The sequence below is a fragment of the Methylomonas sp. EFPC3 genome (genome assembly GCF_029643245.1).
GTDB lineage: Bacteria > Pseudomonadota > Gammaproteobacteria > Methylococcales > Methylomonadaceae > Methylomonas > Methylomonas koyamae_B.
Map to the genome: position 1 here is coordinate 3,202,262 of NZ_CP116398.1, position 24,302 is coordinate 3,226,563.

The 24,302-nt window shown below is 53.6% G+C and carries 18 protein-coding genes; 6 read left to right on the top strand and 12 right to left on the bottom strand.

Annotation, left to right across the window (positions count from 1 at the left end; translation table 11 throughout):
• Genes PL263_RS14350 through PL263_RS14365 form a run of 4 tightly spaced genes read left to right on the top strand, consistent with a single transcriptional unit; the run spans position 1 to position 5,309 of the window.
• Positions 1-897, top strand: a complete 897-nt coding sequence (locus PL263_RS14350; protein WP_278209990.1) for a glycyl-radical enzyme activating protein — start codon at positions 1-3, stop codon at positions 895-897.
• Between the two features lie 17 nt (positions 898-914).
• Positions 915-1,973 carry a DUF6765 family protein gene (locus PL263_RS14355; RefSeq protein ID WP_278209991.1) on the top strand — a complete coding sequence of 353 codons (1,059 nt, stop codon included), beginning with the start codon at positions 915-917 and terminating at the stop codon, positions 1,971-1,973.
• 22 nt (positions 1,974-1,995) lie between these two features.
• Positions 1,996-2,859 (top strand): alpha/beta fold hydrolase, encoded by an 864-nt coding sequence (locus PL263_RS14360; protein WP_278209992.1) that lies wholly within the window; start codon positions 1,996-1,998, stop codon positions 2,857-2,859.
• 56 nt (positions 2,860-2,915) lie between these two features.
• Entirely contained in the window at positions 2,916-5,309 is a 2,394-nt protein-coding gene (locus tag PL263_RS14365; protein WP_278209993.1) for a hypothetical protein, read from the top strand.
• A gap of 332 nt (positions 5,310-5,641) precedes the next feature.
• On the opposite strand, the gene PL263_RS14370 is transcribed toward PL263_RS14365, so the two are convergent.
• From PL263_RS14370 to PL263_RS14385, 4 genes are read right to left on the bottom strand one after another with little or no spacing between them, the layout of a single operon-like run.
• Positions 5,642-8,617 (bottom strand): HsdR family type I site-specific deoxyribonuclease, encoded by a 2,976-nt coding sequence (locus tag PL263_RS14370; RefSeq protein WP_278209994.1) that lies wholly within the window; start codon positions 8,615-8,617, stop codon positions 5,642-5,644.
• On the bottom strand, positions 8,607-9,797 hold the full coding sequence (locus PL263_RS14375) for a restriction endonuclease subunit S (protein WP_278209995.1): 1,191 nt from the start codon (positions 9,795-9,797) through the stop codon (positions 8,607-8,609). Before PL263_RS14375 ends, PL263_RS14370 begins: the two co-directional genes overlap by 11 nt.
• A gap of 17 nt (positions 9,798-9,814) precedes the next feature.
• Positions 9,815-10,267 carry a hypothetical protein gene (locus PL263_RS14380; protein WP_278209996.1) on the bottom strand — a complete coding sequence of 151 codons (453 nt, stop codon included), beginning with the start codon at positions 10,265-10,267 and terminating at the stop codon, positions 9,815-9,817.
• Positions 10,260-11,384 carry a helix-turn-helix domain-containing protein gene (locus tag PL263_RS14385; protein ID WP_278209997.1) on the bottom strand — a complete coding sequence of 375 codons (1,125 nt, stop codon included), beginning with the start codon at positions 11,382-11,384 and terminating at the stop codon, positions 10,260-10,262. The genes PL263_RS14380 and PL263_RS14385 overlap by 8 nt, the downstream gene beginning before the upstream one ends.
• A gap of 191 nt (positions 11,385-11,575) precedes the next feature.
• Between PL263_RS14385 and PL263_RS14390 the strand changes: the two genes are divergently transcribed.
• Positions 11,576-11,890: a transposase gene (locus PL263_RS14390; RefSeq protein ID WP_278209330.1), complete on the top strand. Its 315-nt coding sequence runs from the start codon at positions 11,576-11,578 to the stop codon at positions 11,888-11,890.
• Positions 11,891-11,901: 11 nt separating this feature from the next.
• Positions 11,902-12,756, top strand: a complete 855-nt coding sequence (locus tag PL263_RS14395; protein ID WP_278212847.1) for an IS3 family transposase — start codon at positions 11,902-11,904, stop codon at positions 12,754-12,756.
• On the opposite strand, the gene PL263_RS14400 is transcribed toward PL263_RS14395, so the two are convergent.
• The 8 genes from PL263_RS14400 to PL263_RS14435 all read right to left on the bottom strand — a co-directional run bounded on the left by PL263_RS14400 (position 12,694) and on the right by PL263_RS14435 (position 24,223).
• Entirely contained in the window at positions 12,694-13,455 is a 762-nt protein-coding gene (locus tag PL263_RS14400; protein ID WP_278209998.1) for a TnsA endonuclease N-terminal domain-containing protein, read from the bottom strand. The genes PL263_RS14395 and PL263_RS14400 overlap by 63 nt on opposite strands.
• 242 nt (positions 13,456-13,697) lie before the next feature.
• Positions 13,698-14,120 carry a helix-turn-helix transcriptional regulator gene (locus PL263_RS14405; protein ID WP_278209999.1) on the bottom strand — a complete coding sequence of 141 codons (423 nt, stop codon included), beginning with the start codon at positions 14,118-14,120 and terminating at the stop codon, positions 13,698-13,700.
• 301 nt (positions 14,121-14,421) lie between these two features.
• Positions 14,422-15,132 (bottom strand): SprT family zinc-dependent metalloprotease, encoded by a 711-nt coding sequence (locus PL263_RS14410; protein ID WP_278210000.1) that lies wholly within the window; start codon positions 15,130-15,132, stop codon positions 14,422-14,424.
• Position 15,133: 1 nt separating this feature from the next.
• On the bottom strand, positions 15,134-18,454 hold the full coding sequence (locus PL263_RS14415; RefSeq protein WP_278210001.1) for a type I restriction endonuclease subunit R: 3,321 nt from the start codon (positions 18,452-18,454) through the stop codon (positions 15,134-15,136).
• Positions 18,455-18,788: 334 nt separating this feature from the next.
• A complete protein-coding gene (locus PL263_RS14420; RefSeq protein ID WP_278210002.1) occupies positions 18,789-20,441 on the bottom strand; it encodes a crosslink repair DNA glycosylase YcaQ family protein in 1,653 nt (550 codons plus the stop codon).
• A complete protein-coding gene (locus tag PL263_RS14425; protein ID WP_278212883.1) occupies positions 20,438-20,713 on the bottom strand; it encodes a restriction endonuclease subunit S in 276 nt (91 codons plus the stop codon). The genes PL263_RS14420 and PL263_RS14425 overlap by 4 nt, the downstream gene beginning before the upstream one ends.
• Before the next feature lie 31 nt (positions 20,714-20,744).
• On the bottom strand, positions 20,745-21,632 hold the full coding sequence (locus PL263_RS14430) for a restriction endonuclease subunit S (RefSeq protein WP_278210003.1): 888 nt from the start codon (positions 21,630-21,632) through the stop codon (positions 20,745-20,747).
• Positions 21,633-21,733: 101 nt separating this feature from the next.
• Positions 21,734-24,223: an N-6 DNA methylase gene (locus PL263_RS14435; RefSeq protein WP_278210004.1), complete on the bottom strand. Its 2,490-nt coding sequence runs from the start codon at positions 24,221-24,223 to the stop codon at positions 21,734-21,736.
• Between the last annotated feature and the right edge of the window lie 79 nt (positions 24,224-24,302).

Here is a 24,302-nt window from a genome sequence, read left to right on the forward strand (position 1 = left end):
ATGGACCACAAAGCTTTCATCTTCGATATCAAACGCAACAGCAGTGAGGACGGGCCGGGTATCCGGACCACGGTGTTTTTCAAAGGCTGTCCGCTGAGTTGCAGTTGGTGTCAAAATCCCGAGGGCATATCGCCGGGGCCGTCCCTGTCCTTTCGTGCCGAGTTATGCCGGCCGGACCAGTGCGAGCGGCCTTGTCTTAAAGCTTGCCGATTAAAAGCCTTAACGCTGCAAGACCAACAACTGCGGCTCGATCGAGAACGTTGCGACCAATGCGGACGCTGCGCGGCGGTATGTTCGCAGCATGCCTTGGAGCGGGTGGGCCAATGGCTGAGTGTGGACGAGCTGTTTTATCGAGTCGCCATCGATAAACCGTTTTTCGACGCTACCGGCGGCGGCGTCACGGCGTCCGGCGGCGAATGCACCACGCAGATGAATTTTCTGCACCATTTTTTTAAAAAACTGAAAGCCGCCGGTATTCATACCGCCATCGAAACCAACGGCATGTTCAATTTCGGCCGTTTTACCCGCCTGTTGCTGCCATGGCTGGATTTGGTCTATTTCGACTTAAAACTGATCGACGAAGCGACCAGCATCCGCCACACCGGCCATTCCAACCGGCCGATTCTGGACAATTTGTTGCGCCTGACCGAGTGCGCCGAGATTCCGGTCAAAGTCCGTATTCCATTAATCCCCAACATTACCGCCACCGACGAAAATCTGCGCGGCATAGCCCGGTTCTTGCGGGAGCACCGGATCGAGCAGGTCAGCGCCCTGCCTTATAACCCCTTATGGCTGGACAAGCTGCAGCGCTTTGGGATCGATACCGACTATCGGTACGCCGCCTTCATGAGCGACGCCGAGATCGAACGCTGCGTCGATAGCTTGCAGGCCTGTTGATTTCAAGGAGAGTCGTCATGCAAACCGATTTCCATCATGCCGTGACTTATGTCGCCGCCCGCACCGCCGGCTTCACTCACCAGGATGCCGACATCGTTGCTTATTCGGCGCAATACGTGGACGACGCCGTCAGCGATGGCCTGGTCCATTTCGATAACAACGCCTTTTACGCCAGAATTCATTCGTCGCACAAAAGCGCCGACATCGGCAATTTGAACAACGACCAAAACCTGATGATCTGGTTGCCGTTCCATTTTCTGCCGGGCAACGGCGGCAAGGGGCCGGGTCAGGACCCGGACGGTACGTTTATCCAGAAAATCGTCTGTCTGCCCGACAGCCCGCCGGCCAAGGAAATGGTGCAGGCAGCGGTCGACGATAAAGGCAAACCGTACAGTCTGCATCGCTTGGGAATTGCCTTGCATGTGTATGCCGACACCTGGTCGCACCAGGGTTTTGCCGGGGTGATACACGAAATCAACGAAGTGGAACACGCGCGGGAATTGAAAAGCTCCGGCATGTACAGCAAACAGCTGCAGCATGTATTGGAGGATATTCTGGACGATGTGATTCCGCCGCTGGGCCATGGCCGGGCCAAAGATTTTCCGGACCTGCCGTTTTTGCATTGGCAGTATCGGAACGGTCGCGGTGTTTGGATCGTTCGCGATAATCCCACGGATTTTTGCACGGCCGCGGACGCGATGTGCCAGGTCATGCAGCGCTATCTGGGCAAAGCCCAGGACGGATTGCCGGCCGCCGACAAAACGCTGCTGGCAAAAATATTTCTGGAGTTAAAGGTCAAGGACGACAAAGCCCGCCATCGGCAATGGCTGGAGATCGTCAAGAACGGCTTCAAAGGCGAGAAATTCAGCTTCGGTACGGCGGAGATTAGTTATGCCGCCGAAGGCGCCAATTCCTGGAAGGAAAAAGCGCTGGGCAGCAGTTGGGACATGCGGGTACATAAATACACGCCGGCATTTTTGAGTAGTCACTGGAAGCTGTTTCACGACGCGTTGCAACTGCATCGCCTGACCGTGCTGCACGACATTTTGCCCAAGTACGGCATTTGCGCCGGGTAAGCCGGCAAGCGGGAGAGTCGCCATGAACCCCAACACCGCAGCCGATCTACCCTGCCGGACTTTATACCCCATCGTGCTGTTGCACGGTATCGGTTACCGCGACGACATGTTGATGCTGAACTCCTGGGGCCGGATTCCGAAAACATTGGAAGCCGCCGGTGCCAGGGTGTTTCAAGGCGGACTGGATGCCTGGAACAGCCACGAAAACAGTGCAATGACGTTGCAACCGAATATCGAGCAGATACTCAGCCAAACCGGTTCGGCCAAGATCAATCTCATCGCCCACTCCAAGGGCGGCCTGGAAGCGCGCTATCTGATTTCCAAACTGGATATGGCCGACAAGGTCGCCAGCCTGACCACGGTTTGCACGCCGCATCGCGGCTCGGCCGTGGCGGATTTGGTGGCCGGCGACATTCCCGATACCGAAAACCTGTTGAGCGTCAATTTCTTCAAACGCCTGGCGCAGCGCTTGGGATTTGGGGCGATGGACATCCTGGCCAGAATTACCGGCGACAAAAGCCCGCAAGCCGGCATGGCCATCAGGCAACTGACGCGTCATTATCTGGCGGAATTCAATCGGCAAGTACCCGACGTGCCGGGCGTTTACTACCAAAGCTACGGCACCTCAATGCGCCGGCCTATCGACGACCCGGTGTTTGCCGCCACCCATGCGTTGCTGAAGCGGATAGAAGGCGACAACGACGGCATGGTCTCCACGCGATCCTGCCAATGGGGCCGGTTTCGCGGCTTGATTGGCGATAACAATCCCGACCGAGGCCTGTCGCACGGGGACTTGGTGGACTACCGCGGCCTGCTATTGACGCATTTCAATATCCCCGCCGTATATCTGGACATCGTCAAAGACTTAAAACAACAAGGCTTTTAAACGGAGCTGTTAGCTCCGGCCCAAGCCAAAAAGATAACAAGCACAGGGGAAGGACCATGAACAACTATCTCAGTGTCGCCAATTTCCCAACCGCGTCGGAGCACGAACGGCAAGCGCTGGCTGCCGCGCTCGACGCCATAGTCGCCACCGATCTGAAAAACGGCGCACTGCCCATGCTCGGCAGCTATCGCAAGATTTTGGGCGACAACCTGCGCCGCGAAGAATGGGACGGTATCCACGACAAACTGCTGACCCTGTTCAAGTGCGGCACCAGCACGCCGCTGGACGGGCCGATGATCGGCGTGTCGATGTCCATCCGCGACAGCGATTATTTCAAGGAAGCCGCCAAGCAACACGGCGAAAACCGTTCCATGCTAGCGCATCTGGAATGGATGGCAACGCTGTGGAATGTGACTTACGCCAGTACCGGCTTATGGATGGGCAAGACCTTCGAGCCGGTATCCAAAGACGTGTTTGCCGCCAAATGCGGCCACGATCCGGTGGCGCTATCCAGTTACGACCCGGAAACGACGCGCATCGGCCGGAATTTTTTCCGCGAACCGGACGACCCCAATTTCATTCAAAGCTTGGGTATGCCGGTGCTGACCCAGTTCTGGAATTTGCGGGATCGGCCGTTGGATACCAAAGCGCAGGGCTTCGATAGTCAATTGCTTGGGCAAAATCTGGCCAAGGAAAAAGCCATTCCGTATGTGAAAACCGGCGGGATTTTTCTGGCTATGCCTGGCAAATCCGTAGTGAAGGAGATGAACGGCAAAGCCGTTTATCAGCTTAATTACCGTTGGCACGCTTTGCATCCGGCCTTCCCAATGACCCGCTTAATCGACGAGTTGGTGCAGATCGAGGACGGCGTCTATCTGGGCCAGCTGGTCATGGCCACCCATCATTACAGCTTGGGTACGTTGCAGATGCCTCTATTCGGCGATCATCCGCCGGAATGGGAGTTGGGCGAAGCCTATACCGGCGACGACTCGGTCGATTACGGCTACCAAAACAACGGCTTCTTTTTGATGGTAGATACCGCTCGTGCCAGGGAAGCGTTTGCGGACGCCGCCTTCCCCAATTTACGGCCACGGCCCGGCGAGTGCGGCTGGAAGGAGCTGGGCTACGACAAACCGGTGCCTGCCAAACCGGGCGTTGCACCGGATGGTGTGGATTGGGCGACCGGTTGGCGAGACGACCCCGAGTTGCAGCGTAAATTCACCACGTTTTGCCTGGAAGCGTCGCCGAAAGCCGACGATGGCGACGTACGCGAGTTGCTGCTGCCCGGCGAATCCATTTTGCAGATGTTACAACGCCAGCAGGGCAAAATTTCGGCAGCCAGCGGTTTCGACGACCATTTGCGGCATTTTGAAGTGTTGAATCGGCTGTTTCGCGCCGGCGTTGCGCCCGGCATTGTCGACGGCGTATTCCAGGGCCAGGGTAAAGGTTACAACACCCGCTTCGACGCGCCGGAAGCACGCAACTGGTATGGCGCTGACGATCCGTGCCGCGGCTTCGATTTCTACCACGGTGCCACGCTGAATTTGCATTGGGGCTTTGGCGACAGTTTTATCGCCAACATCGCCCGCTCGTTGCAGGAACACAGCATGATTCCGGCCGCACTGGCCGACAAGCTGCAAACCGATCCGCGCGCGCCGAATTTGCTGAACGCGGTGTGGGCCAATATCGGCCGCTTTATTTTCCCGTGGGCCGGCAAGTCTTTCGAACGCATCGGCGGTCGCAAATTGAGCATGCTGCTGGACGAAAGCGACGATCTGGCCCAGCGCTATCCGGAGCGGGTCGCAGAGCTGAAAGCCCATCCGGCCAGCTTTCCGCATTACGCGCTGGTCGAGAAAAACCGCGAACATTATTGGCAACAGCCGGGCGTTTACGCCGAACATCTGCGCAGCGGCAGTTGGGACCGGGGTATGTCGAAAACCGACAAGGCGTTCTGGGAACGGGAAGCCGCCGAGCATTGGGTATTCGGCAATAACATCCAGGACTCGCGCATCCTGCCCACCGATGCCCTGTTCCGGGTCTTGGATATGAACTACCACCCGCCGCTACCCTCCATCCAGCAATTAGCCGATGCCGGCCCTTCGCCGTTCGTCAGGCAGGGCTACAGCTTTTTGGGGGTGGACGACAGGCCGTCGATCTTGCCGATGAACAACGGGCCGGATAAGGCCAAGCAAGTGTTCCAATTCCATTACCGCTACCCGCTGATCGGCGGACCGGCCCCGATCGGCACCTGTCTGGACGAACTGGTGGAAATTGCCGAAGGTTTGTTCCTGGGCCAACTGATTTACTCCACCGCCTTGCTGGTGCCGTTTCACTCGGCCACCGATCCGGCGGAATACCAATACCAGCTATTCGGCTATTTCCTGTTGCTGGATAACGCCTGGGAACAACACCGGCAGGCGATAGGGTTGGATATCAATACGGCCGGTTGAAATTGCGATGGTTGACCACGAAAATCGCGAAAGGGTTTTTACCGTTCTGCTTCGTTATCCAGTGGCAACGGCACCTGCGATAAATCCAATTCACCCTTGAAGGCTTGCTGGCTCAATCCGCCGTAAAGGTTTTCCAGGTCGGTCAGGCTTTGTTGGTAGTGGGATTTGAGGCTTTCGACTTTTTGACTACAGTTGCGAACTGATCTTGGAGTTCGATCAGTGGAAGAGGAAAAGGAGTTTTGTTAAGCGCCCCCACATTGAAATGCTTTTTAGGTACTGCGGGTGAATCCTCTCCGGCTTTGGCCGGACAACGATCAAATCAATGCAGTTAGCTAATAATATTGTCGGATGTAGCTGTAAGCCTTCTCAAACAGCTCCTCATCGGCATGCAATTTGTACTTGAACAAGGATTTGCGTAGCGCCTTTTTGACCTCCCGCTCGCCAGCCAGGGTGTTTTGCCAACCGGGGAAACGCACCAGTCGGACGATTTCGTCGATGTCTGCCACCACGCGTTCGACAATGATCGGCGTCTCAGCCGTTTTAACTTCGTTGAATAACTCGGTCAATGCCGATTTACCCCGATCCTCCTCTTCTTCCGGCGGCGTTTCCTTCTCGGCCTGCAAGACTTCCTGGGCGATTTGCAGCAGTTGTTTCAAAAATTCGACGCTGTTCAGTACGCCGTTCTCAAAACGGTCGCGCAAGGCATCCAACCGTTCGGACAATTCCTTGAATTTTGGATTGCCGAGATGGTTGCGTAAGCGCCGTGCGACCTTGATTTCGATTTGCTTGACCTTTTTCGGGTCCGGATTGGACAGCACCGCTTCCAGCAAATCGGCGTCCAACACCAGCGTATCCAGGTCGTCGCGCACCGCATCGACATGGACGTTTTGATGAATCAACTCGATAGTTTTGGCGCCTAGCGAATGCCAGATCAGCTTGCCGTGACCACTGGATGGTTGCACAGACTGGTATACCTGCGACAGCCACTTGTAGTCCTTTTCGTATTGCCCCAGGAAGGTATCGGGCGAGATGGCTTCCCAGAGTTTGCCAAGCAAACTGTATTCGGAGCCGAAATTGTCGCGCACCTCGTTGTTGGGCAGGCATTGCTGGGCGGCAATCAAACCCTCGTAACCTACTATCGTGCGATCGACACCGGCAAAAAATGCCAGGCATTTCTGCATCGCCTCCGGAAACTTGTCTTTCAATTCCTGAATATTCGACACCACGGCCAGCATGCTTTTATCGTCAAACTCCAATGCCTTGGCCACGTCGTCGAAAATCCCCAGATAATCGACAATCAAACCGTGGGTTTTCAGTTCGGAAAAGGTCCGGTTCACCCGGCAGATGGCTTGCAGCAAGGTGTGGTCGCGTAGCGGTTTATCCAGATACATGACCTGCAAGATTGGCGCATCGAAACCGGTCAGCAGTTTGGCGGTCACAATCAACAGTTTCAGTGGATCGTTAGGGTCGCGGAAACGATCCAGCAAACGCTCTTCTTCATCCTTGCTGCGGGCGAAGGGCTTGTACTCCGTTTCGTTGCCGTTGACCGTCATCACCACTTCCGACGCTTCCGGCGGCAGCAACTTATCCAACGCTTGCTTGTAAAGCAGACAGGATTCACGGTCGAACGCTACTATCTGACCTTTGAAGCCATTGGGCTCGACTTTGTTCTGGAAGTGCTGAACGATGTCTTCCGTCACCCGACGAATACGCTCCGGGGTTTTCACCAACACCGCCATTTTGGCGGCGGTCTTGCCGAGGTTGTCGCGGTCCAGGTCGGACAGTGCGCCGGTCATTTCCTTGAAAGCGGCGTCGATGGCGGGTTTGTCGATATGCAGTTCCAGCAAACGCGGCTCGAAGTGCAGCTTCAGTGTGGCGCCGTCGCGGATGGATTCTTCAAAACCGTAGCGGCTTAAATAGCCCTTGTCATCTTCCTCGGCACCAAAGGCATAAAAGGTATTGCGGTCGAAGCGGTTGATCGGCGTGCCGGTCAAACCAAACAGAAACGCGTTAGGCAGCGCATCGCGCATCTTGCGGCCCAGGTCGCCTTCCTGGGTGCGATGGGCTTCGTCGACCAAGGCGATGATGTTGTTTCGATCATTCAACGCACCTTCGGCCTCGCCGAATTTAAAGATCGTGGTGATGATGATCTTGCGTACGTCCTGGGCCAGCAGTTGTTGCAGCTTGTCCCGCGTTTCGGCTTTTTCCAGATTGGGAATGTCGGCGCCAGTAAAGGTGCCGGTGATCTGGGTATCCAGGTCGATGCGATCCACCACAATCAGCACGGTCGGGTTTTTCAGATGGGGATGCAGGCGCAGCTTTTGCGCAGCGAACACCATCAGCAACGATTTACCGGAACCTTGAAAATGCCAGATCAGGCCCTTTTTCGGATAGCCGGCCAGCACCCGTTCCACTATCTTGTTGGCAGCTTCGTATTGCTGGTAACGGCAGATGATTTTGATCCGGCGTTTCTTCTTGTCGGTGGCGAACAAGGTAAAGCTGGCGAGAATATCCAGCACCACATGCGGCCGCAGCATGCTTTCGGCGGCCATTTGCAAGGTTTTCAACGGATGTTGGCAGGCATCGCCGTTTTCCTCATCCAGATTCCACGGCCCCCAGTCCTTGATCGGCAGGCCGAGTGAGCCATAGTGATAGGCCTTGCCTTCGGTGGCGACCGAGAACACGTTGCAGACAAACAGCTCCGGCACGAATTTCTCGTAATCGTCATGCACCTGCACGGCACCGTCCACCCAACTCACCGCCTCGCGAGTTGGGGTTTTGGCTTCGATCAACACCAGCGGCAGGCCGTTGACCAGCAGCATCAGGTCGGCACGACGTTCGGCGCTGCCGGCACGGTAAGTAAATTGTTGGGTGGCGACGTACTGGTTTTGGTCGAGGTCGTCGAAATCGATCAGCCGCACCGGCACATGCTGGTTGTTGTGGCCGAACGGCATGGATCGCTCACCGCGCAGCCAGGCGGTCATTTCTTCGTTGGCCCGAATCAGTCCGTCGGAACGTACCGACAGAATGATCGCTCGCAGTTTGTATAACACCTCGTCGGCGCGGTCGGGCTGGGTGGTGATTTCCGGGTTGAGGCGGATCAGCGCTTCGCGCAGCCAGGGTTCGACCAGCACTTCCTGGGGTTGGCGAGGAATGTCGGTGCTGGCGACGCGACGCCAACCTAAACCTTTCGAGGCGCGGCCATAGGCAGTTTGCGGTTCTTTGGCAGCGTTAGTCGGAACGGATTTAACTGAGCCTGAGAGCAAATCATAAAGGTATGCCTCGACGGTGTTTGACTCAGTAAACATCTGCACCTCTTGTAGAAACACATATTTCATTTAATGAGCCGAATCTCATTTGACTCAACGCATGCCGTCTTGAAAGAGCGTTATCACTTGCGGTTTCTAGTTGTTCAACTTGTTCAACAATTTCCCTTTGACGATCTATCGAAGGCACAGCGAGCTCAATAGAGCCAAGATCTTTTAGGTAAAGGCCAGGCTGTGCAGTTTGGTGGACCTTAGCCCAAAGTAAGCGCTGGCCAATTGAAGAGGCCAAAAAGAATCTGAGAAATCGATTATCTAATTTGCCAACACTACCTCGTAGCACCGCAACGCTTCGTTGAAGAGTGAATTTAGGAAATTGCTCAGGCACTATTGCTGTTTTACCAATAGTCGCTCCCACAATCGCCAGCAATACATCGCCAGGCATCGGCGTCCAGGATTTATGCATCTTTCTGAAAAAATCTTCGGAGACCCTTGTATCCTCAGAAGTCTCTTGAAGACGCCCCTTAATCAAATTGGTAACTCCCAGAAGTAGCGGCCCTTCACTTGTACGTTTTGGTGGAGCATGAGTTCCATCTCTGATAATTTCGCAAAGCTTTACCAGTGAGGTTTTTTGGATTGAGGGCTGAGTCATGAAATGTTGATTAGCTAACGACTGTTTCAGCTTTTCTGCCGTATCTACAACCTGCCCAAGTTTGTTGATGGCCTCATCCATAGCCTGAAATTTAATAACGAGCTCTTTTTGTTCTGATATTGACGGTAAGGCAAACTCCTGAATCGCCATCGTCTTCCAGTTGATGGTCGGCGAAAGCGAGCCCACCGAAATCTCCACCGCCCGATTCATGAACAAATCGCTCTGCATGAAATACGGTAGAAACTCCGGCAGCACCACTTCTGGTTTGGCCCGCAAGACCATGGCATGAGCCGAACAAATGCCATCAAACTCGGCGACACCCAGCTTGCGTTGATAAGCACGGCGGCGACCAAAAATGATGTCACCCTTCTTGAACATTAGCTTGGTGGCTTCCACATCGTCCGGACTGCCCCAACGGCGAATCCGCAATGAATCGGGATCAAGGTGTTCCAGCCCGACATAATGCTCCATGCCGGATTCAGACGGATTGTCGATGCGGACATTAACGTTGGTCGCCATCTGATCAAAGCGCCAGACCTTCCATCCCGGTTTCAACTGATTCCTGTCAGTCATGCCTCTTGATCCTCATGTTATTCCGGCGCCACGTAAGCCTGATGGGGATGCTTGACACTTTCCGGATAACGCAAACTCAACTGACCACTGCCGACCATGGGGGTTAAATGTTTGTTGCGAAGGTAATGACGATCCTTATTCAACAAGGTTGCAAGCTGTTCACCGGTCAACGGCTGCCAGGCACAAAGCCTTATGATCAAGTCGCGCAAGGCGTCCCGACTAAGATTGCTGCCGGAAGACGGCAGAAAGGTTGCAAGCTCAGGTGGTAAGGTTGCAAGATCGAGCTTGCAACCTTCCATCAGTGGAGGTTCGTTATCGAACGGTACTGGAACCTCTGGTTTCCGCCCAATGCAGGTCATGCAATTCGGCGTCAATCGCCAACATGCAAAGCCTTTAGTACGGCACCCCCATGTCGGCAATGTCTTTGAGCGAGAAGCCGGGATTAATGATTTGATTGCCTCCTCAGGCATTCGTTTCCTGCTTGAAACGGAAGCTTGTTTTCAATTCGTTCATCCAAGAGGGGTCAATCACGCCATCGTGCTGCAAACGACCTACGACAATACCAGGGTGTATGCCAATTTCTTGTGCAAAGGTCTCTACCGCTGTTTTACTGCGTAAGCTACCCAAACTGCTGGCATAACAAGACGGAATTAACCAATCACCTGACCACTGGTTCGCCTCATGTTCTTGCGGGTTATCGGTATGACTCGTATTGGGGTCGTCCAGGAAAACAGATTTTTTTTCTTCCTTGGTATTGGCGTGCAACAAAATATGGGCGGCCTCGTGGAACAACGTAAACCAAAACTTATCGTTAGTCTTGCCATAAAGCGATAACTGTATCATCGGCCTAGTTGGACTCAACCAACGAGCTACACCACTGACATGGGCTCTGGGGATAGAGGGAACTAAAACAAAAATTACCCCGGCTTCAGATAACAGTTTTCGAAGTTGTGGTTCGAATATTTCCGGCGATTCACGCGTCAGGCCACGTATAACTTTTAAGGTACTTTCAAAACGAGTTTTATCGTATTTGGGTCCATCCAGTTTTTCAGCTTGCAATTCGCCTAAACGCAACCAAGCCGAGATCGCGCCGATGTCACTTTGTTCGGCGCGGCTACGGCGAAATGCTACTTGCATGCCTCCGTAATAGTTACGCCACTCTTCAGGAGAAGCGACTCCAAAAAAACGTAAGCAAGCGTCAACTAAATTTAGCCTGTTCTTTACGTCGTTACGAATTTTTGGAATGGCACCATTTGCAATGAGTTCTTTGATAGGTAGTTCATTCAACCACTGGACACTATTTTCATACATCCGTTCTGCTTCTAAACGAGCAGAATGTTCGCGGTATTTGGCTTCACGAGCCAACCAAAAGCCTGCGCTACTGCCTAATACACGTTCCAGACGCAAAGCAGCATCATCGGTTAAAGGTACTTTTCCGTTGATTAGTTGGCTGATATGTTTTTCGGTATAACCAAGGCGTTTCGCTAATTCGACTTGAGTCCAACCTCGTTCTTCAATCAGGTCTAGGATTGTTTCGCCAGGAGGAGATACCCAGTCTGGCGCAAAAGGAGCACTTAACTCAGTCATGGTAATCCCCTATATATTCAATGCAGATAATGGTAACTTCGGACCAATCGATCCCACCATCTGGTTTGGTTGGACATGGATCATGGTCAGGGGCGAATACCAGACGCCAACCACCAGCAAGTCCAACTGAAATGGTCTAATAACCCCGGACACTTCTAAAGGCAGAATTTATACTGTTAGCAGAGGTGGTCATGAGTAACGACAAAAAACACAATCGGCCAAAATACAGCCTGGAATTCAAACAAGATGCCGCCAAACTGGTTCTGGAAAAAGGCTACAGCCAACAGCAGGCAGCCGATCATTTGGGCATATCGCAAAGCGCCCTAGGACGCTGGGTACGAGCGGAACGCAAGCCTTCGGCGAACGAATCGGCGGTAAAAAAGTCTTGTCTGAATCTGGGGGACCGTGACGAATTGATCCGCTTACGGAAGGAAAATGAACAGTTGCGAATGGAGCGCGAAATCTTAAAAAAGGCCGCAGTCTTCTTTGCGAAAGAAACCGAATAAAGTACGGGTTTATTCGAGAGCAACAGAAGACCTATCCAGTCACCGTACTGTGTCGGGTCATGGGCGTTGGCACTAGTGCTTACTACGAATGGTGCACCGCCTCACAAGGCAGTGATAAAAAGCGGCAGGATCAACAGCTTACCGATAAAGTGTGTCAAATCTTTACCGACAACAAGCAGTGCTTTGGTTCGCGTCGCTTAGCGGATCGCTTGCAGAAACAGGGTTTTGCCGTCGGCCGCTTTAAAACGCGGCGGATCATGCGGGAGTTGAAGTTAAAAGTTCGCTACCCCAAACGATTTAAAGTGACCACGGACAGCAACCACAGCGAGGCCATCTCCCCAAATCGGCTGGATCGCCAATTCAAGGTCGCTCAGCCAAATCAAGTGTGGAGCACGGATATTACCTATGTCTGGACGTTACAGGGCTGGCTGTATGTCGCGGTCGTTATCGATCTATTCTCCCGCCAAGTGGTGGGCTGGGCCATTGACGACCACATGCGGACCTCGCTCTGTGTCAAGGCATTACAAATGGCCTTCTGGCGTCGCAAACCGCCACCTGGTCTGCTGCATCACTCGGATCGTGGTAGTCAGTATGCGAGTCGAGAATATCGCCAACATCTGGCCGTGATGCGCATGGAGCAAAGCATGAGCCGAAAAGGCAATTGCTGGGACAATTCGCCGACGGAACGCTTTTTCCGTAGCTTGAAGCATGAACAGCTCAACTACGAAAAATTCAAAACCCAAGAGGCGGCAAAACTGAGCGTGATCGACTATTTGGCTTTTTACAACGGCCGTCGATCGCATTCAACATTGGGCTATCAATCCCCGATCGAATTCGAGCGGGAATTTTCGAGAGACGCTGCCTAAACAAGTGTCCGGTTTTTGTTGACCATTACAGTTTTCCAGCGGCTGGTCGAAGTCGAAGCGGATACATAGCTGGGCGAGCAAAGCAAAAGCAGTGGTTTGCATCCCAACAAAACAACTGAGCTCCGCGATGGTCGGATTACTACACCGAGTCACCCAGGCCTGAGCTCGTTCGGAAATGTGAAGCGGAATCTCGAAGCGCAGATAAGGTCTTAGAATTGAAAAATTCCTGATTCGATTGGGAAAATTCAATTCGTCTTCGGTCAAGACGATGAAGCAATAGCCCTTTTCGGCCAAAAACTGGTTGGCAGCCTGCAGCGGCTCCAGTACTTTTGGCGTGAACAATTTCGATAAAGGTTTTACCTCGACATAACAAATTTCGCCACTCTGAAACGTCAGCTCAAAATCCGGCGTGTACCTACACATGCCATTAGGGGCTGGAAGGTAAAATGTTTGAGGCTGCTCACGAAACGCCTTGACCACGGGTGAGAACTCGAAGTGATAACAAGCTTTTTGTTCATTCTGCGATTCCCATGCAATCGAGCGATTCATTTTTGTCGAAGGAAATTCCCCTCGAACCTTGCCCCGAGATCGGGTCACTGGCTCCCTTGCCCGCAAAGCTTTGGGCTGAGGCGTAATAATGAGACGCAAATCTGGCCTCCGACCAGCATTTTGGCGCTGGTCATCAAATTCAATAGACATAACAATTCCTTACCGCGCTTGATACGGCAAATCCTCACAACTTAAGTTGTGATGTTGAATACGCCTGCTTTTGGGCAAAAGGATGCCTATATCGGGTCGTAAAACTCGATAATCAACAGGGAGTTAGATGCTGAAGGGGCTTGACGCTGATGGGAACTTTGATGATACTGAAGTTGCGAAACCGTAGGTATCAATCAATGATTCTTACACCAGCGGGGCAAGCCGCAAGGTTTGTCCCGTTTTTACATGTGAACCTCCCGATTTTTTCGTCGCCTTATTTGCTGAACCGGATACTCTGGTTGAGCCGCCAATGTTTCTTTAATTGAAATCACATCGCGTATCAAACGCACTTGAATTGGGGATAGCTCCAGCTGACGATTCCTCAGATCGCTAAATAACCAATAGACGTCCAGTGGTACATCTTTTTCGATCATAAATTTTCGATTGGAAGCATTAGCCGCTTCAATTAGTTGTGCGTGCTCATCCGCTGACAAGTTAAGAGTTTTTGCCAAACGATCAATAAACTCTTTGGGAGGAGGACCTTTTCTCCCTGTTTCTAATGACGATATATAAGTTTGCTCGTAGCCGATCAAATCTGAGAGCTCCGACTGGCAGATGCCCCTGGACGATCGGATAGCATGTAGGAGATGGGAAAATGGGCTCACTTTTTATAAAGTCATCGAATGCATTAGTACTAGTACTGATACTACTCAATGCCCCAAAAACGGTCAACCTATTGAAAATACAAGAAAAATACAACACACTTATCGTTGTAAGCGACTGTTTTTGGTAAAATATTCGCGATATCTAGCTTAATTTTTCACGGCAAAATGCCAGAAAATTTATTTAAAATAATTTCGAATTTTGGCTGCACGCCATCGCTACCGCCTAAAACTGAATCACAACCACGCTCATTTATTCATTTTGGGTTCAATATTTAAGCTGAGTTGGTTTCGCGTTTTCACGTCAAAGCCCATCTACGCTGATGCCATTCTCGGCTAACCAAATCTTTCGTCTCTCGAAATCAGGTAACACCCGTTCAATTGACAGCCAAAACTCTGTCGTATGATGCGGTTGGTGCAGATGGGCTAATTCATGCACGACGACGTATTCTGCTATATGCGGAGGCAACAGAACGGTCTTCCAATGAAAGTACAACCAGTCGCCTTTGCCGCATGAGCCCCAGCGGTAACCCAAATCCTGCACCTTGGCGCCGGCGGGTTTTACTTCCATGCGGCTCTGGAATTCCCTGGCTTTGGCCCACAACCAGCGGGTGGCGTGGATGGTGTACCAATCGACAAAGGCTTCCCGCCCTCGTTCGACGTGGTCGCGCCGCAAACGAAACCGGCCGCTTACCAGTTTCAAGGCAACCGCCTGCACGTCGACCAACTGCAAACGATAGCTGCGTCCCAGATACAAAAAGCCTTCGCCATCGACGAATTGCCTGATCGGCACCTGTTTTTGCAGACGTTCTTTTTCCGCCAGCTTGGTGTAAATCCATTCGCGCTTTTCGATCACGAAATCGCGCAATACAGTCACATCGACTTCCGGCGGCGCTGACAACAACAAGCTGCCGTCCCGCTCCACTGTAATTTGCAGAGTGCGGCGGCGCGAGCTACGTTTTACGGCAAAACGTAGGTCGTCAACCGATAATTCGGGATTTCCGGTCGTGTCCACGTCAAACCTGCAGCAATTTATCGTGACTGGCTCTGGCTTGTTCCACCAGTTTATCCGCCAACACCCCGGCACCATTGCCATCGATCAAGGCCGGACGTAAGCGCATCAGATAATCAAACAAGCGACCGTTCAACGCATCCTGGTCGGCTGCCTTACGCGGCGCCCAAATTTCCGGATTGCCCTTCAACTCGTCGATCAGAAAATCAACCAACTCGACAGTTACATCGGTTAAACGCACGACTTCAACAGGATTCGGCACTTCACCACCCTTAACCACATCGACCACGGTGCGCAGAAACGGCAAATAATGTTCCGGCAATTCGCTGGATGTTTCGTCGTTGGCGACGTGACCACTGCGCAGTTCAGCTATGATTTTTTGCAATTGCGCGATCAATTCGTCCCATTGCTGATCCAGGTTTTTTAGAATCTCACTAAGACGCTCGGACAGTTTGCGGTAACCGACCGGGTCTTCATCGAGGTGCTTTCTAATATGCGAGCGAATCGCGTGTTCCATTTCCGAGGCCTTGGCCCGATCGTTGGCTGCACGACCGACGTGTCGCTCGAATTCGGCATCGGTTAGCTGGATCGGCGGGATTTTCGGATTCACACCCAAAGAAATCACATGCTCGTCGATCAGCCTGCGCACCTTGGCGCCGACATCCTTGCCCAACACCGGCGTATCCTTGTAGCGATTACGAGCGCGGGCGTAAATATAAGCCAGTTGCTTGGCGTCCTTGGTGAACGGCAAACCTTCCGGGCGGGGCAACACGGTATCCAGCGACGCTAAAAACGCCTTCAGCTTAACCGCAAACTCGGCACGTAATTTTTCGCTGGCCAGTGCCTCGATACAGGCTTCAGTTTCCGCCAACGATTCCACCCCGCACTGGCGAAACACATCCACCACCCGCACATGCCGGTCGCGCAATATCGGAATTTCATCCTGGAGACTGGTCAACGCGCCTTCAATGTCCTCGTCGGCATAAGCCGCCAGCGCTTCCTGCAAATGCCTCGCCACACCGTAGTAATCGACCACAATCCCGCAACGCTTACCAAAGCCGGTGCGATTGACCCGAGCAATAGCTTGCAGTAATTCCGCTTCGCGGATCGGCCTATCCAGGTACATCACACCTTCGATCGGCGCATCGAAACCGGTGAGCAACATGGATTTCACCACCAAAAATGCCAGCGGGTCGGTCTTGGTCGGATCGGCATGCAATAGCGGCTTTTTGAAACGCTTGATCAATTGCTCGTGTGCCGAACCATCGGTCCACGGCTTCCAGCCTGGATCATCATTGTTGCTGCCGGAAATGATCGGTGCAAATTGCAGCGCGCGCAAAGTATCCCGATACCGCCAGGCTTGCACCACGGCCTGCACCTTTGGCGGCCTTTGACATAAGGCTTCATCGTCCAACATCTTGTCGTCCGCCGATAAAGCTTCGGCATCGCGCAACAACTCATCGCGGGCAAGCTGCAAGGCCTCGAAATAACGTACTGCCGCCAAGCGGCTATAAGCCACCACCTGCGCCTTGTAACCATTCGGCAGGATGAAAGTGACGTAGTGACGCAGCATGTCGCGGGCTTTGTCGGCAATCAGTGCCGGTGCGTCGAACAACTGGCCTTTGGTCGCGTATTTTTGTTTGATCAATTCCAGCTCTTGCGGACTGTGCTGCCGAAACAAGTCCTCGAACAACTCGTCCAGGCTGGCACCATCCTTCACCGCACCCTTGGCGGTGCGACCTTCATACAGTACAGGCACCGTGGCGCCGTCCGCCTCGGCTTGCTTGATGGTGTAACGGTCGATGAACTCGCCGAAAATTTCGTGGGTGCGCTTTTTCTCGCCCATGATGATAGGCGTGCCGGTAAAGCCGATGCGGGCACTGTTCGGCAAACCGGCCAGCAGATTGGCGTGCAAATCGCCGGCCTGGGTGCGGTGCGCTTCGTCCACCAACACTAAAATGGCTTCGTCGTCGTTCAACACCTCGAAGGCGGCTTGGGCGTTGTACGTGGATTTTGGCGTGGAGATACCCGCTTGTTTCGGCAAATCGGCGGCAGTCAACGGTACGTCATCAACCAGCTCCGCATCGCGATATTTTTGGATGGTGGCGAAAATCAGTCCCGGCCCCTTACGCTTGGCTAAATTCTTGATGCCGGTGGTATTGCTGGCGACTTCCACCGTCTCGCCTGTCAGCGTCGCAGTCGCCGATAGTTGCCGCTGCAAATCGTTGCGGTCGGTGACAACGATCACTTTGAATCGGCGTAGCAAGGGTTCCGCGCGTAATTTACGCACCAAAAACACCATGGTCAAACTCTTACCGGAACCCTGCGTGTGCCAAATGATGCCGCCACGCTGATCCGTTTCACCATGCTGCTTGCGGGTTTTTCCGGTTTTCAGCTTGTTCAGTGCCTTGTTCACCGCCCGGTATTGTTGGTAGCGGCACACGGTTTTGATGGTCTGACCTTCTGCCTGCATGAACAGCATGAAATGCCGGATGACATCCAGCAAATGCGCTGGCGTTAAAAGGCCCGCTATCAGACGCTCTTGTTCGGAAACAATCGTCTTGCCTAAGCGCTCGGCCACCTCGGCTTCGTTGCCCGAACCGTCCGGCCCGACCACCGTTTTCCACTGCGTAAAATGCTCGAACCCGCCGCCGATGCAACCGACCCGCGCTTCGTCGAACGAACTGGCAATCAGCAATTGCACCGAGGCAAACAAGGTTTCGTTGCCCTCGTTGTCGTCTACTTCCAACGCAGCGTGGCGTTGATTCGCGTAGCGGCGCAATTGATCAACCGCCTCGGCCAGCGGTTCCGGTATCGACGGGCTTTTGCATTCCACTACGACGATGGGCAAACCGTTCACCAGCAACAGCAAATCCGGCACGATAAAAGCCTTGGCGGCATTAAAGCCCGGCGGGCAATCGACACGGTACTGGTTAACCACCGTGAAGCGGTTATTACCAGGCGTTTCCCAATCAATATAACGGATGGTCTGGCCGCGCCCGCCGTCCCAACCCGGCAACCCCTCCACGGTAATACCGTCTATCAACAAGCGGGTGACCTTTTCGTTGGCCTCCATCAACCGGCCACTTAATCGGGTAATTGCCGCCACCGCTCCGGCAATCCGCCCATCATCCAACCAGGGCCGGCCATCGCGCAAATTCAATGCGCGCAACCGCTCCCGTAAAACCGCTTCCTGAATAACCTCAGCAAAACTACCACGCCCGGTGACAGCGGGATCGTCCAAACTGCCTTCGACTGGCGACCAGCCCAGTTGCGTTAACTGCGCGATAAATGGTTTTTCAACGTCTTCCAGTTCCCGGCCCATGATCTATTCCGTGTTTGATTAACTCATTTCAAGTGGTGATTGTCCTATAGCCCGCCCATAGAGGCTCATAGAAACCTCATAGCGGCTCATAGCCAGCTTTATAGACCAATGGATAAACGGCCCAAGCTACCCATTCGGCGGGTAAAAAATAGTTATGTTGCCCCTGACAATCAAATAGCCGTCAAATAATAACAATCCAGTTAAATCAATGCCTTGGGCCGAAAATCCTGCTTCCGGAATATCGTCCAAGGCTCGGCAATCAAATAGCCATCAAATAACCGCTGCAATATCCCAGTCCTGTTTATAGGCTCATAGAAACCCATAGCGGCTCATATCAAGATTTATCGCCCAACGTATAAACGGCCCAACGACGATCGCCCGTTTGAACCAACGCTCCGGCAGACTTAAGTTTCTTTAGTAGCTTTGCGGCTTGGTCGCCCGACAACCGGCACAAATCCATAACATCTGCGCGTTTGATTTGGCCATGTTGACGCACATAGCTCAGTACCATTTGTTCGTTCTGAATCGAAGTGAATCCGGCTTGTCGGGTATAAGCCGCTTTATCGGCGTAAAGATTGGCAGACAGTGTGTAATTCCGCCCCCGATTGTTGCCATGCGCCTCGACCAAACCGATTTCAATCAACGCCTCCAACGTCCGTTTGGCGCTGGCGGCATCACGTTGGATGTGCTTCGCCAACTCGTCTGCACTCAAACGTTTTAATTCGCGCAAGGTCGCCAAGGCGATCAGACTGTCCACTGGCAGTACCCCATTGCGGCGATTTTCCTCTTCCACCACCAATTTCAGAAAATCCAGATCGGCTTCCGCCGTTGGCAAGCGCAACACCACATTTTGCGCATCAGTGCGTTGGTAATCCGGCGCCGGGCGACCAAACCGCAACAGACCGCGATAAATGGTATCAACGCCACGCCCAGAACGTTCCACCACGCCGATGCGTTTCATCGCATCGGCCAGGGCCGGATTGCGTGGACGCGGCTCGGTGGTCAATAAATTGCTCAAGGTCACGCCGTCCACCAAACCGCCAGGGTTGCTGACCACCAGCGCGTCTTCTTCCAGCCGCACATGCACCGCGCCCAACTTGTGGTAGTCGCGGTGAATCAAGGCATTGGCCACCGCTTCGCGGAACGCACCCAAATCGACTTTCGGCACTGGCACCCGAAACAAGCCTACCTGCAATTCGTCTTCCGGGTTGTAAGGGCGGAAATTGGTTTCCAACCAGTCTAGCGCCTTCAATAATGGAAAGCGGCGAAACTCGTTAAAACGCACCGCCTGCTGCGCCAATACCTGAAAGGCAAACTCGTGAGTCGGCAGCAACTCGCGCAAGGCTGTTTCGCGGCCAATAATCAGCAAACCGGCCAAAGATGGCACCCGGCAGCCGTCGGGTAGGCGGGCGGTAAAGCCCAACGCGCCGTCCAGGGCTTCGTCGTCCAGTTCCAACAACACCCGGTCGCCGCCGTAATGGCTCACCGCTTGCCGCAAACGTTCGCGCTCCAGCGGATCGAGGTCGGCCAAAGTCGCGCCGCTGACCGGCTGCGCCGACACGTCCAGCAAGCCGAAAGCGCTGGCCCGGCTAAGCCGGTCGTGCGGCAGCATCGGGGTACATTCTGGCGTGCCGTCGAATTTCAAGCGCCGACGCAGATAGACGCCGTTACTGGTCGCCACCTCGCTTTGCGCTTTCGGCACCGTGATCCGCGCGACGCGAATCCCGGCGACTTCTAAGGCTTCGACCTGCACCGTCAACGACGGCGAGGTGCGCGCCGCGACCATGCCGCCCAAACCGGCCAGCTGCTGATGATCGGCATGCAAGCCAGTCGCCGTGCCGTCGTCCTCCACGCCCAGCCATAACTCACCGCCATCAGTATTGGCCAGGCAGACGATGGCCTCGACCAATTCCTGATCAGGCAAGCGTTTGCGGTCGCTTTTGAATTCGACGGTCAGCGATTCGTTAGGCGGGATGATAGATTTCATGCGCCGATGGAGTCGAGTAAGGGCGTGACGCGGACGCGGCCGGTTAAGAGGTCGTTCATCAATGCGCTTTTCTGAGTTCTGAGTTTAAATAGCACATCGGACTCCGAATTTATCTTTTGTTGAGCTGATTTTAAGCTTTTCTCGATAACGCTCTGCTCAGTAATTTCCGGCACAGGAATTCGAATTGACGAAAGCTGATCAAGATAAATTCCAGGTTGGGCTGTTTGATTCACTTGTTCCCAGAGCGATGACTGAAACCCAGCGGAATCCATATACAGATACAAAAATGGATTTTGTAATCTGTCAGCTTTTCCTCTCAGGGACCGCTACGCTTCGCTGTAGGGTAAACTTAGGCATATCTTCGACTATAGCCGTCTTACCAATGGTCGCGCCAACGATTGCCAAAAGAACATCACCTTTTTGAACTTCCCAATTTCTATGCATCTGGCTGTAAAACGTTTCTGATACCCGTGTATCCTGATCTGTCAAAACAAACTTACCATTTTGTATATTTCGAACACTAAGAAGCAATGGACCCTCATTGACTCTAGCCGGTGGTAAATGAGTACCGTCGTGTATCAGAGAGCAAGCTTGTCCTAATGTCAGAGCGCTCCATTCCTTCGGAATCCAGCCCAACGGTGAACGTTTGTAGAGGTGCGGGGCTTCGGATTGGGGTGGGCGGAGTTCGCCGTTGGCGTCGATGCCGCGCGTCAGCAGGTCGTGCAGCAAGCCCTGCTTGACGGCCTTGAGCTTGGCAATGATCGCCTCGGTTTCGCGGATAGCGGTGTCGAGGGTGTCAAGGATTTGGGCGATTTTTTGGCGTTCCTCCGATTCCGGTGCAAAAATCGAAATTTCGTAAACATCGTTTCTATTAAGCCCAGGCACCCCGGTAGATGTATCCAAACGATGCAATGGTAGCCAGCTTAATACCCAATACAGCCAACGCTTGTCCTCAGAAGAACAGTTAACCCAATAGGTCGTATCAATCGCCCAAAATGCCTCTTCTGACCAGGCAATTTTTCCAACACTTCCTTTGCGTCCTACGACGATCCCCGATTCAGGCACGATAAAAGAATGGTGCCGTCCGACTTCTCCATTTGAGCCAAACACTGGAAAACCAAAGTCGGATCGAGCTTCTGCGGGAAGAGCGCATCCGTATTCCAACGATAACAATGATCCCAGCTTAATCACAGAAATAACCTCTAAACGAAGTCGTCATTCCCGCGTATGCGGGAACCCAGCGAGGGCTTAGGGTGTGTGCTGGGTTCCCGTATTCACGGGGGCGACGATGACTAAACATATCCCAATCCGTTCAAATACCCCTGCAACGCTTTGGCCGCCTCATCCCGCCGGCTTTCAATTTCGGTCAAGGTCACCCGGTATTTATCCCACCAGTTTTCGAACGCCGCGACGATTTGCTTGCGCTGGGCGGCGATGTAGCGTTCCAGAATAGTTTGCATGTCGTGATGGAGGATTTTAAGCAGCAGTTCAGCGGCTTGTTCCGGCGTCAAGGCATCGACTGCGCGGTTCAAATGTTGGGTAAAACCGTCCTGCTGGGTTTTCAGTTGCTTTTTGAGGTCGGCCAGTTGTTTTTTCCAGGCCTTGATTTGCGCTTCGTCGACCGGGTTGTCGTCGTCCTCGTTTTCGCTGGTCTCTTCGTCGTCATCGCTTTTGGCGGAAACAGCGGCTTTAAGCTGGCTTTCCAGTTCGGCTTTTTGCGCTTCCAGTTCGCTTAAGGCGCTTACAAAGTCGCCGAGCAGAAATTTGACCAGTTTGTGTTCCAGCGGACTGTCTTTGCCAGCCTTGTCTTCCAGGGCGGTGACGATGCCGGTACGCCAGGCGTCGACCACTCCCTTGCTGTCGCGGGCCATCAGGGTCAGGAAGTCGTATTTGCTTTGATACCAAAAGCCGGCGACGATGCCCCGCACTTGAAAGGGGTCGAGCAAGCCGATGCGTTCCAGGTTATCGGAAAAGCTGTGCAGCAGTTCGTTGCGCAAGGCCACCAGACTAGCGGCGTTGTCGCGTTGCCCGGCCAATGCGGTGATGCGGGTGCTATGTTCTGCCCACCACTGTTCAAAGGCAACGCGGATCGCGGCTTCCTTGGCTTTCAGGCCGGGGTTGGCTTCGATGGAGGGCTTTAGCGACTGACGGTTGTCCAGGTGGGCTTGGAAGTCGTAATAGCTGGGGCTGTCTGGACGCTGGGCAAACAAATCCAACGGATTTAAGCCGTGAGCATCGAACAATGCCATTTTGGCGTCGACTTCGGCTTTCGGCACGCCACCGAGCAAATGGGCGCGCACATCGTGCGGTTCCGGCGGCGGTGCGTTGTCGGCGTAACGGCGGATGTTGAGGTTGTAGTCGTTGGCTTTCAGTGTGGCGTTGTCGATGATCGCCGAAAAGCCGTCAATGGCCTGGTATTGGTCGAAGGTGGTGACGATTTTTTCGATGTGTTCCGGCAGCAGGAAATTCTGGGCCCGGCCTTCGAAGTATTCGCGGTCGGCGTTGATGAACAGCACTTTGCCTTGGCGCTCGGGCGGTTTGCCGCTGACGCGATTGGCACCGTCCTGCACTTGTTGGCGCAACACCAAAATGCAGGCCGGGATGCCGGTGCCGTAAAACAAGTTTGGGGCGACGCCGATCACCGCTTCTAGCAAGTCGTCTTTGATGATGCCGGCACGGATGGCTTTTTCTTCGCCGCCGCGAAACAGCACGCCGTGCGGCATGACAGTGGCCATACGGCCGCCATCGCGCAATACGGACAGCATGTGTTGCAGAAACATCAAGTCGGCTTTTTTGGCCCCGAGCGGCACTTGGCCGTAGCGGAAACGCTCAGGGAATTTCGGCGCCCAGGCCGGAGTGCCGTCGGCCTTCTTTTCGGCATTACCCCAGTTGATCGAGAACGGCGGATTGGTCAGGATGCGGTCGAAACGGCGCAGTTCACGATTTTCGATGTGGCGCGGATCGGCCAGGGTGTCTTCGTTTTCCAGATCGGCGGTACTGATGCCGTGCAGCAGCATGTTCATCTTGGCAATGGACCAGACCGTGCCGTTGAACTCCTGACCAAACAGATTGGCCTTGCGGCCGTCGGCGCCGTGTTCGTCGATGAATTCCTTGGCGGCAATCAGCATGCCGCCCGAACCGCAGCACGGATCATAAACGTGATGGTGTAGTTCCGGCTTGATCAGCCGGACTATCATCCGTACCACAGCGCGCGGCGTGTAGAACTCGCCACCTTTCTTACCGGCCGAGTCGGCAAATTCACCGATCAGATATTCGTAAGCGGCACCGAGCAGGTCGGGGAATTCAAAATCTTCGTTGCGCAGCCGGTGCTGGCCGAAGTGACTGATCAGCTGACGCAGTTTGATGTCGGGGATTTTGCTTTGACCGACCTTGCGGGTGAAGTCTATATGTTCCAGTACGTCGTGCAGGCTGGTATTGGCGGTTTCGATGCCAGCCAGAGCTTTGTTCAGGTAGTCGCCGACATTATGGTGAGCATCGTTGAGCAGAAAGTCGTAACGCGAATGCAGCGGCACCCAGAACGTGCTTTCGGTTTTGTACCAGCGGGAGATTTCTGCATCGGTTTCCGCTTCCGATTGGGTTTTGCCGTTATCTAACCCGAGTTGAATCACCTCTTCCCGGCGTTGCTCGAACACATCCGAACAGCGTTTCAGAAACAGCATGCCGAAGATGTATTCCTTAAATTCAGAGGCATCCATCTTGCCGCGCAAAATATCGGCGGCTTTGAAGAGATGACGTTCCAGTTGGGGCAGGGTTAGCGGCATTTAATGGTCCGTTATGCTTAATCCATGAATCATACAGCGCTTCGAGTCTGGTTCGAAGCTATCTAGCATTCAGCTATTC